9 protein-coding genes are annotated in these 10,516 nt (G+C 41.4%); all 9 read right to left on the bottom strand.

Annotation, left to right across the window (positions count from 1 at the left end; all coding sequences use genetic code 11):
* Positions 1 to 173: 173 nt before the first annotated feature.
* Positions 174 to 755, bottom strand: a complete 582-nt coding sequence (locus AAC147_RS04450) for an NAD(P)H-dependent oxidoreductase (RefSeq protein ID WP_231571615.1) — start codon at positions 753 to 755, stop codon at positions 174 to 176.
* Positions 756 to 811: 56 nt separating this feature from the next.
* Positions 812 to 1,555: an SDR family NAD(P)-dependent oxidoreductase gene (locus AAC147_RS04445; RefSeq protein ID WP_047685777.1), complete on the bottom strand. Its 744-nt coding sequence runs from the start codon at positions 1,553 to 1,555 to the stop codon at positions 812 to 814.
* 13 nt (positions 1,556 to 1,568) lie between these two features.
* On the bottom strand, positions 1,569 to 2,333 hold the full coding sequence (locus AAC147_RS04440; protein WP_072032562.1) for an SDR family NAD(P)-dependent oxidoreductase: 765 nt from the start codon (positions 2,331 to 2,333) through the stop codon (positions 1,569 to 1,571).
* The gene (locus tag AAC147_RS04435) at positions 2,330 to 5,185 is read right to left on the bottom strand and encodes an aminotransferase class III-fold pyridoxal phosphate-dependent enzyme (protein WP_047685775.1); all 2,856 of its coding nucleotides are present in this window, start codon (positions 5,183 to 5,185) and stop codon (positions 2,330 to 2,332) included. Before AAC147_RS04435 ends, AAC147_RS04440 begins: the two co-directional genes overlap by 4 nt.
* Positions 5,186 to 5,199: 14 nt before the next feature.
* A complete protein-coding gene (locus AAC147_RS04430; protein ID WP_047685773.1) occupies positions 5,200 to 5,991 on the bottom strand; it encodes a hypothetical protein in 792 nt (263 codons plus the stop codon).
* Positions 5,984 to 7,276: a beta-ketoacyl-[acyl-carrier-protein] synthase family protein gene (locus AAC147_RS04425; RefSeq protein WP_047685771.1), complete on the bottom strand. Its 1,293-nt coding sequence runs from the start codon at positions 7,274 to 7,276 to the stop codon at positions 5,984 to 5,986. The genes AAC147_RS04430 and AAC147_RS04425 overlap by 8 nt, the downstream gene beginning before the upstream one ends.
* Positions 7,273 to 8,367 (bottom strand): hypothetical protein, encoded by a 1,095-nt coding sequence (locus AAC147_RS04420; RefSeq protein ID WP_047685769.1) that lies wholly within the window; start codon positions 8,365 to 8,367, stop codon positions 7,273 to 7,275. Before AAC147_RS04420 ends, AAC147_RS04425 begins: the two co-directional genes overlap by 4 nt.
* Positions 8,368 to 8,370: 3 nt before the next feature.
* Positions 8,371 to 9,633: a beta-ketoacyl-[acyl-carrier-protein] synthase family protein gene (locus AAC147_RS04415; protein ID WP_052189802.1), complete on the bottom strand. Its 1,263-nt coding sequence runs from the start codon at positions 9,631 to 9,633 to the stop codon at positions 8,371 to 8,373.
* A 110-nt stretch (positions 9,634 to 9,743) separates the two neighbouring features.
* Positions 9,744 to 10,208 (bottom strand): acyl carrier protein, encoded by a 465-nt coding sequence (locus tag AAC147_RS04410; RefSeq protein ID WP_047685767.1) that lies wholly within the window; start codon positions 10,206 to 10,208, stop codon positions 9,744 to 9,746.
* Positions 10,209 to 10,516 lie beyond the last annotated feature (308 nt).

The raw sequence follows: 10,516 nt of genomic DNA, 5'->3' as shown, positions 1-10,516 counted from the left end.
CACATCAACTTTAGCCATATCTCACCCATAATAAAAAATGGGAAGTTTATCACAATATCTAATTATTGGGAGCATGACCGGCGCACCAGATAAATGCCAGCAGTCAGAAGCTAGTGTTTATCTGGTAATGATGGAAGATGAAAATGAAAAAGTCGCTGCGTGGCTGGAATGCTTTACATCACAACAGATCCCAATAGGGTCTTACGCTCGCTATCCGTGATCTTCGGGATCCCATAAAAAGGAACAACATTGACAGGATCAATACCGACTAACCCGAGTGTTCCGAGCGTCATACTGCCCATAAACTGATCCACGTCCATCCCGTTTTGCTCTAAAACATGTTTTTCAGTTCCCAACGTGACGTACACAGTGGCTGATTTTCCGGTCAGATAAGGAATAAAAGTGCGTTCGTCTTCGTAATAAGCAAAACCATTAGAAAATACCCGGTCAATCCATCCTTTAAGAATAGCGGGCTGACCAAACCACCAGATAGGATAAATAAAAATAAGGTGATCGGCTTCTTTCACCATCGCCTGACTTTTTGCAACATCAGCTAATATTTCTCCCCGATGCAGAGCTTCAAAATCCGGGCTATCAAGTATAGGGTTAAACTTCTCGTCATAAAGAGAAATAAAGGAATATTCCTCACCTTTTTTAACAATTTCACTAATTATTTTCTCTTTAATGGCAAAATTAAAGCTTTTAGGATTCGGATGAGCATAAATAATCATGTGCTTCATTTTTACTACTCCCATTTTTACTACTCCTTTACGAAATAAAAAAACTAACAAATGCCCGGTGAACTAATATGTTACATTCCTCTCCTTTCCCCCCCATCAATGATTATTCCCTGGGCAGTGATCATAGCAGCATCAGGAGAAATGAAAAACATTACTGTACCGGCAACATCCTGTGGTGTAATTAAACGCCGTAATGGAATACGCTTAGCCGTTCGTTTTAATAAAACGGATGTTGAACACCCCAATAATTGTGCATGGGGTTCCAGCCCTTTTACTAACATAGGTGTATTAACCCAGGCCGGTAATACCGCATTGACGGTAATTTTCCTTCCCGCCAGATCCAGTGCTAAGCCTTTTGTTAAACCCATTAAAGCATGTTTTGATGCACAGTAAGCCGTATTCCGCGTTGTTCCCATTTTGCCAAGAATAGATGAAATAATAACAATTCGCCCGCCCGAAATAATATTAGGTACAATATGTGAAAATAAACGCTGGGTTGAGTGCAAATTCGTGGTCAGAACTAAATCCCAGATATCATTTTGTTCGATATCATTATAGTCGGCTCTACCATGACTCACCACAATGCCCTGTATTTCACGTTCTTTTATTAAAGGCATTAATTGGTTGATTATTGCATGCTCTTCAACTAAATCAATTTGTAATGGATAAATATATTCGGGTGATTGTTTTACTAATTCATTTAACCCTTCTGAATTAATATCAAGTGCAATGACATAATATCCAGCCGCAACCAGTCTTTGGCAAATGGCAAAACCAATTCCACTGGCAGCGCCAGTAACAATAAATGTTAGCATTATTTTTCCTTACTTAACTCAGCCAAATTCCGCCATTAATATTAAGGATCTCACCCGTGATATAATTATTTTCTATCAGAAAATGTATTGCACTGGTAATTTCATTAACATGTCCGACGCGTTTAAGCAGCACTTTATGATTGATAAATTCCTTATGAATACTTAATAAATTTTCCGTCATGTCAGTTTGAATAACACCGGGAGCCACTGCATTAACCCGGATATTTTTAGGTGCGACCTCAACCGCCAATGCCCGTGTTAATGACTCAATGCCACCTTTGGTTGCCGCATAAACAGATTGACCCTTATTTGGTTTGGTGGCGGATATGGATGAAATATTAATAATATGGCCGCTGCGTTGCGATATCATGACTTTTAATACCTCACGGCTACACAAGATATAACTTAATAAATTATTATTTATCAGCAGGTTGATATCTTTAATATCCATTGTCGCCAATAATCCATCCCGAGTGATTCCCACATTATTGACCAGAAGATCAACCCGACCAAACGTATCAACGACGTTATCAATAAACATGTTGACGTCTTCAACACAGGCTAAGTCAGCCTTAATCGGTAAAATATCCGGATAATTCTGCTTCACTTCGGCGATAAACGCTAAGAGTTGGGGTGTTTCATGGCGATAACAAAACGCGACCCGATACCCCTTATCCAACAGGCTCAATACAATGGATTTGCCGATTCCTTTACTGCCTCCCGTGACAATCGCATTTTTCTTCTGGATATCTGATGGGCATTTTTCAGGAGTGTTCATAGGCTTGAACTCTCTTTGATATTAGATAAGCTGAAATGGTGTTTTTCAGCAATAGCCATAATATCCATCACTTGGTTCGCAGAAATATTCCCGTATGAGAAATTTCCCTGATACTCTTCCAGCCCCAATAAAAGCGTTTCAGCCATACACGCATAAATCTGGCCTTCTTTCAGGTAGGCGCGTACACGGGGATCTAAGCTGTCATGGTGAGGCGTCTGAACAATACCGCCGCGTAATATTTTAAGATCAGGGCGTTTAAGCACATCCTCATCGGAAAGATTATGTGGCACGGAAATATCACAGATAATGGCTTCGTTCTTGATTTTCTCAACGGACAAAAATGCCTCTGACGCATTCGATGCACACACAATCACATCACAGTTTTCAATATCAGAAATATTTTGCGAGGTATGGATAAAGGTCTCAGTCGGGTAATTCTGATGCAGATAGTTATCTATCGCCATTCCTACATTGGCCTGATTCGTCAGGTAATCAGCAGGCATTGCGGCAAGACTGTCTACAATTCTTTGCACCAATTCACCGGTTACTGGCTGCCTATTAACCGCGCTGCTAACGATGAATTGTTCATAAATATTTTGATAAATGCGGTATTTCACGCCATCCAACTTTTTCAGCGAGCCGTGGTTACTGCTTCCTATCAAGACTATTTCCCGGAATTTTGGGCCTAATATCTCTGCGTAAACACTGCCGATATTCCCGGCGCCCCCTACAACAGCAATCCGCATATCAGCCATGTTACGCCCGGCGACATTTTTCTGTAATGCTTCTACGCCCATACCGACTGTCAGTGCATTGCCTGTCGTCATGCTGATTGGCGGATTTTTTAACGACTTGCCATTATTGGTAATGATGGAGGTAAACATCCCCAGCCCGACAGCGATATTTCCCTCTGAGGCCGCTTGCGTCACACGAGTACCAATTTCATATCGCAGCCGCTCCAGATCATTTTCATCCAGTGATTTTTTAATCATTTTTGACGTGATTGTCAGCGGATATAGCGTAAATTCCACCGATTTACCATTACTGGAGCGGATACGGGCCGCTTTGAAGGGTTTTGTGGCGAGATTAAAAGTCGAATTTTCGACAAATAATTCTAATTCGCTGTCACTGAATATACTGAATGAAGGATCGACTTCTCTTAGCCCGCTGGCGGATATCAGATGATTAATGAAGGCAACTTTATAGTCAGCTTCGCTATTCTCATCCTGAGGGCTTGCTACGCGCCGATAATCTGTCGATAAAGTCAGATCCTTTTTCCCAAGCAGAGGAGCAATAATAAACCCTGTGTCAGCATGACGAATCGCCAGACAAACACCAGAAAGCGCAGTAATAAGCGGCTGAATCTGCTTAACGTCCAAAAATACCGAAGGTTCTATCCGAACCACATTGGCTGCACTGGCGGAAGGGGCAACCCGAATATTGCTGCCACACAATAAATACCCGCTGATGATGTAACCCAAACTGCCCTGCACCGCAATATTCTGCATAACGTAGGAATCAGAATTCATCACATCATAAAACTCTATTCCCCAAATCAATCCTTTGCCGCGAACATCGCGAATAACATCAGGATATTGTTCTTTCAGTGCATTTAGTTCTGTTCGGAACACCTCACCCAATTGCTTTACCTGCTTCAGTAAGTGGCGTTGGTCAGCATGGATCAAATTGAGGTAATCCAGTGCGATCCGGCAAGAAAAATCGTCTTCGCCAAAGGTGGAACTCTGAATAACATCGAATCCCGGCGTGAAACTTTCCTGACGAACTGCTACCACGCCAATTTTGACATATCCGGCTCCCATCGCTTTCGAAAGCACGTAATAGTCGGCATCAAGCCCTGCATCACTGGAGGCGACTAAGAAACCACATCGTCCTGATCCCGATTGCACTTCATCAGCTATCACCGGGCAACCCAATATCTGTTTTAAGCGATTAATCCCACTGACTTGTTCTGCACTCAGTGGATGAACACCCCCTTCCCCCTGCACTGGTTCAACCAGAAATGCAGTCACGACTCTGAATGGTTTTTTCGTAAAAATAATCTGGTTATTCTCTTCCTGTGGCAGCCACAACCAGCTATTATAGAAATCGTTTGCTTTTTCGCCCATATCGGCAAATTCGCTCAGCTCTTTAGCAGACAGAAAATGGGTATCGATTTTGATTCTTTTCAGATAATCACGGTACATCGCTCCACTAGTGCAACTCGCTGTCATGATGGTTTTGCCATGAAACGAGTGTTCCAGTGCCAGAAAAATCGCTTTCTTGTCCAATTGATGCCGGGTAAATGTTATCAGTGCTGATTTTATTTCATCGACTGATGCCTCTTTCTCCAGTTGCAGAAGCTGGCATTGTTCTTCTGTCAAGCTAATTTTGTGATCATTGCTGATTCTGGCGATGGCGGTTAAAACTTCTTGTTCTAACGCTTCAAGCTGGGTATGACGGGTAAATTCAGCACTTTTCAGCGCAATTTCTATCGATTCTGCGCCTGTACTCGCAAAGAAGAATATAAAATTACTTTTTGTACCGGTTTCTTCTTTTAATAATTCATTCAAACGTTCAGCCAGTAATGCGGAGGATTTTTTGATAGAAAATTGGTTATGAATCGGGATTTCTTCATCAAGATACTGCTTTATTTTTTCTCTTATTACGGGTGAATTATGACCGAATAACGTTGCGCCATATCCACCCAACAGATCCAATACCGGGGTTTCTTTACCGTTTTCATCGTAATAATAGAGAAAATTACCTGCTGCCCGATGATAAGTTCGGTTCAAACCCATTGAAATCAAGGCTCGAGTCAACTGAGGTCTACAAAAAGTTGCATACTTTTCCATCGTTATTCCTATAATTAATTAACCGATTCAATATGTTTGTGAGTCTCTATACGCTCAGCGAGCTCCTTGATGAAAAGAAGTGTTTCAGCCGCATAGTTTTTGTCACGGTAATGTTGATTGAGATGTGTAATATCAATGAGATAAGTGGGGTCTTGTGGCGTAGTATTTTCAACTCTGGTGAGAATGAACGTTACACCGAATTCAACATATTCTCCGGACAAATCAGGCTGACATTCCTGAGGAACATGGCCTATTCCTGATGCAACAACCAGCGCATAATCAATTAAGTGACTATTCAGGTTTAATTCAGCCTCACTCAATGCTGCCAGTAACCCGATATTTCCACGCAAAAAAGAAGCACAGTCGCATTGCACCTGTAATTCCTGAGAAAGCACGCCTAGCAGGTTATTACTGAGTGACAGCGTGACTAAGAAAGGATTTATCTGCTCGCTTTGCCAGATAGTCTTAAAAATACTGTTTGCGCTGTTTTCCTGCTTTTTCGCTTGAGTTTGCGTATCTTCTGGCAATAACTCCTCAGGTAACGGATGCAAATAACCATACTGTGTAGCGTACAGGCCGAATTTCATTTTCGGATCATGGATATCTAATCCCGCTAAAATTAATGCTTTTCTGGCAGAAATAACTCCTTTTTGTGTTCCTGTTGAATAAAATCGCCTGAGTTTTTCATTTTTAATCAGATTATTCTCTTCTGTTTCATCACTGGGATCATGAAACAGCGAGCTGAGAGTGGTGACATTATGAGCCACCAGTTTGATTAATTTATTGTTTACTGATTTTTTATTCATTGTAATCCCCTATGACTAAGCAGGAATTAATTCCACCGAAACCAAATGAGTTGGATATTGCATTTTTCACAGAAAAAGACCGCCCTTTATTGGGAACATAGTCCAAATCACAAAGTGGATCAGGCGTTGTAAAATTAATAGTGGGTGGAATGAAGTGATGTTTTACCGTCAAAACCGTAGCGACCGCTTCAATAGCGCCTGCGGCAGCTATCCAATGACCTAACATTGACTTGGTTGATGAAACCAGCGGCGGCCGGGAACCAAAAATGCGCTTTATCACAGCGGATTCCTGAGCATCATTCAGTGGCGTTGATGTACCGTGAGCATTGATATAATCGATCTGATCCAGTGATAAACCACTGTCTCCAATTGCCCGTCTGATGGCATTTTCTGCGCCGATACCATTGGGATGCGGAGCCGTTAGTTTATAAGCGTCCAGTGAAGCGCCATAGCCTTTAATTTCAGCATAGATCTTAGCGCCCCGGCGCCGGGCATGCTCTTCGCTTTCAAGCACTAAAAATGCTCCGCCTTCACCCGCCACTAATCCACTACGATCTTTATCAAAAGGACGACAAAGTGTATTTCCCCACTTTTCTGTTGTTGCGGTAGCACCCAATAATTTTAGGCCGATTAGGGTATGCAGATTGATGACTGAATCCGCACTTCCCGCCAGCATAATGGCTGCTTCACCTCTTTTGATCGACTGACAGGCCAGTCCGATAGCATGGGTTGCTCCGGCACAAGCGGCATTCAGGTTTATTGCAGGCCCCGATAACGAAAATTGGCTCGCAATGGCATTAATCATTCCATCGTTACTGCACCTGATACCGGAACAAAAACTCAGGTTATGACGCTGCCTGAATAACGCCTCAATATCTTGTGGGTCGGTATCTTCTACCTGGCGGCTTTCACGCCATAACTGTCTATCATTCTCCGAAATTTCACTGACACCACTACATCCATAAATACCAATATGCTGTTCATTGATGTGTGGCAGTGCCAGTAATCCCGCATCCTCTAATGCCTTAAACGCTGAAATAAATCCCATGACTCCCCGCCGATCGGTAAGACCGGATGCGGGTAGGTAAGCTGAATTTTCAGCCAGTAGGGTATTGAAATCGATTCGGGCAGCATATTTGATTGGCAGGGTTCCGTTATCCTCAAATGTCAGAGGGCTGATAGCGGATTCACCTGCACAGAGTTTTTTCCAGACAGTATCAAGCTGAGTTCCGAAAGCACTCACAACGCCCATACCGGTCACAACAACACGACGATTGGATATCATGATAATTCTCTCCCGGGCATGTTCATATCGAGCAAAACAGCAATGCACTGTTTTTCCAGACCATGAACCAGTATCAGCACCTTTGGCGACGCTTGCTGACAGGTCAATCGGGTTTGGATGTGAGTATGGGTGTTATCTAGTACCAATGATTTTTGGTGCAATTCGATGGCAAGATTACTTGCAATAAAAACAGCCGCTGGCCCGGTGTATCCGATGGCTTTATCAAGATGAAACTGAACAGCCTCAGGAAAAATTGCGTATGTCAGCGGAATAGCGTCATGCTCTAGCCTGCCGACATGAATAATTTGATAGGGTGACCCGGCATTCAGTGCTTGCGACAGAAAATGCTGATAGTGATGACTGCTATGAATAATCGTGCGGTTAACATAGACCAACTCGCTATCCGCATTCCGGTCATCATGATGTAACGCAGTAAACGAAGCAGCTTCCGCAGGTAACCACGGCGTGTTCCCGATTAACCGCTCATAAGCAAGATAGTACCACGCTGAAATTTTCTGGGCGTTGCCACCACAAAGCACAAACTGGCTTCGTTTTTCTTTGATGCTGTAATAACCTTCCAGCAGAGCATGGCCTCCCGCATCAACTTGCGGGGAAAAGAAGGCATTATCACCCATTATGTTCAGATGTTGTGACAAATGGCTGGCTGTTGACGTATTCAATAACATCAACCCCATCAATGGTGGTCTTTCGACTAACGATCTGGAGACATAATCCCCATCATTTTTTGCATCAGAAGCAATAAAGTAAGCATTGTTATCCGCATCCGTAGTGCCTAAGCCAAGAAATAATCCCCGTTGTTCAGGAGGAAAATGCTCTCCGATACCCTTTTCCCAAGTTTTAATTCCCGTATAGAGTACCCACTGGCTTTGCGGATGGCTGGCTCGCCGGATTATCTTATCGACAGCAGGCATAACAAAATCCCCTTCTCTGATGAATCTTTCCCCTATAATCTGAGGCAAATGTGGTGTATTGCCGGATAAAACAGCACCTTTAATATTTCCATCAATAATATTGCTCATGCTCAGATTATCAGGCAATAAGGTGCAACCGCCGGTGATATAAATCGCCATGTGTTACCCCTCTGCACGTTTTAAGATCAGGCTGCTATTTTCTCCGCCAAAACCAAAAGAATTACTGAGAATATGGTTAGCATGTATGGCTCTTGCCGTTTTGTTGACATTGATAAGGCCATCCGTTTTCCCCGACTCAGAAAAGTTAAGGCTGGGGAGCAGTTGATAATTATTCAGCGTTTCGATGGTGAGTATGGCTTCCAATAATCCACTGGTTGCCAGCGAATGACCGATTGCTGATTTTGTGGAAATAACGGGAGGCTTATGTGGAAACAGGTCGTGAATCGCTTTACTTTCCGCCAGATCATTACTGACCGTTGAAGTACCATGCGCATTGATATGATCTATATCTTCAGGGCATAATTCAGCATCTTCCAGCGCCGCAGACATAGAGTTGAGATAATATTGCCCCGATAAATCCGTTGATGTCATTTTGTAGCCTTCAGACTGACGGGACATTCCGGCAATCTCAGCTAATATCGTGGCGTTGCGAGCAAGAGCATGAGAATAATTTTCAACCACAAGAAATGCGGAAGCATCTGCTAAAACACAGCCTGAGCGGTCTTTATCAAATGCCCGTGATGATTGATTTAATTCAGTAAATTCACCGTTATAAAGAGCTTTGACTTTTTTAAATAATGCCTGTGTGACAGGATGGGTAGCTTCTTCAGAAGCACCAACCAGAGCGATCTGACTTCGGCCGCTTTTAATTGTCCGATATGCAGAATAGAGTGCGGCCATACCTGCGGTACAGGCATCACCGTATACTCTTGTCTGCCCCGATAAATGGAAATGCTTAATCAATTCTTCAGAAATTTCATACGGACGGATCAGTGAGGCTATATTTTCAATATCAACGGACTCTGACAAAGACTGCTCTTTATTGAGATATTGACTCAGTGTATTACCATCAATAAGTATTTTATTATTGGCAAAAAATAATTCACATTGATATTGCATCAGTTCTTCACGGCTTAACCCTGCCATTTTCAAACTGTTTTTGCTGGCACAATATGCCATCAGAAAAACAAGGTTATTGGCAAAATTATCTGTTGAACTAAATTGATTACGCAGTTGGTTTATGTCTTCGGAAGTTAATTTTGCACTTGGAATATGACTTATTCCATTCTCTTTTAACAACTCATCTTCACAGATAAGTGATTTACCCTCCATTAATGAATGGAATAAAGTATGTGGGCAATTATGATTACGAACAATTAAACCATAACCGGTTACAACCACTCTTTCTGTCGTGATACCAGCCATTTTTACTACCACCTTAGTAAAAATATCAGATTTGACTTAAATTAAAAAATCAAATCATTAACGGAGAGTTAACGAAAAATTAGTATAACATTTAAATGGCTGTCATAAATTTATGATTTGGTTTTCATATTATGACAATATTGTTCAATTTCATCTAAAATGATCTTATCTGCATTTTTACTCTCTGATTCAAAAACGCTTTTACATAACGAAGCCCAGTTATGAATGTTCGTCTCACCAAATAAATCCCCTAGTGTATGGATAGCATCCAATTGTTTTTGTGTGTATTTATAACAACCAAAAGCAAGTAACCCTTTACCCTCTTCAGTCAGTACATCGCCAATAACTAGGTTATTGATAATATCTTCAGGCGCAGTTTCCATCACATGAGTGAATACACTCTTGGTAGGCATAGTAATTTTAAATTTTTTACCCAGATTAAAAGTAAGATCAATAATATCTAAAGAATCCGCACCTAATTCATTAATTAATGAAGAATCTTCATTAATCATATTTTTATCAGTAAGAGTAATAGAAGAGACTTCATCACATACCGCAGAAATATATTTTTCCATAAGCAAATCCTCAGCAATTTAATATAAAATATAGTTTTCATGGATGATGAAAACTTAAAAACGCTGTACTTTTTATCAGTAAATACGCATAAAAACCAGTGCAATATAATTATGATGATTAATAAAATAAATCACATAAATAAAAATAATGACGTAAATAAAACATAGAGGTTGAATATAAAATAATCAGAGCATTTCAATTATTAGAATATTTGATCGGATATGATGAGTTATTTCAACTCAAAACTGATATGTAAGAGGATATCTACTGCCAGATTTGCAGGATTTGGTCACGTATTCAACCTGTT

The sequence above is a fragment of the Xenorhabdus sp. NBAII XenSa04 genome (assembly GCF_963866145.1).
GTDB classification, from domain to species: domain Bacteria; phylum Pseudomonadota; class Gammaproteobacteria; order Enterobacterales; family Enterobacteriaceae; genus Xenorhabdus; species Xenorhabdus indica.
This window is presented reverse-complemented; position numbering and strand designations above follow the sequence as displayed.

Excerpts from the sequence above, each read along its gene's own strand:
- AAC147_RS04435 (WP_047685775.1), bottom strand. The coding sequence starts at position 5,185 with ATGGAAAAGTATGCAACTTTTTGTAGACCTCAGTTGACTCGAGCCTTG.
- AAC147_RS04425 (WP_047685771.1), bottom strand. The coding sequence starts at position 7,276 with ATGATATCCAATCGTCGTGTTGTTGTGACCGGTATGGGCGTTGTGAGT.
- AAC147_RS04430 (WP_047685773.1), bottom strand. The coding sequence starts at position 5,991 with ATGAATAAAAAATCAGTAAACAATAAATTAATCAAACTGGTGGCTCAT.
- AAC147_RS04440 (WP_072032562.1), bottom strand. The coding sequence starts at position 2,333 with ATGAACACTCCTGAAAAATGCCCATCAGATATCCAGAAGAAAAATGCG.
- AAC147_RS04450 (WP_231571615.1), bottom strand. The coding sequence starts at position 755 with ATGGGAGTAGTAAAAATGAAGCACATGATTATTTATGCTCATCCGAAT.
- AAC147_RS04420 (WP_047685769.1), bottom strand. The coding sequence starts at position 8,367 with ATGGCGATTTATATCACCGGCGGTTGCACCTTATTGCCTGATAATCTG.
- AAC147_RS04410 (WP_047685767.1), bottom strand. The coding sequence starts at position 10,208 with ATGGAAAAATATATTTCTGCGGTATGTGATGAAGTCTCTTCTATTACT.
- AAC147_RS04415 (WP_052189802.1), bottom strand. The coding sequence starts at position 9,633 with ATGGCTGGTATCACGACAGAAAGAGTGGTTGTAACCGGTTATGGTTTA.
- AAC147_RS04445 (WP_047685777.1), bottom strand. The coding sequence starts at position 1,555 with ATGCTAACATTTATTGTTACTGGCGCTGCCAGTGGAATTGGTTTTGCC.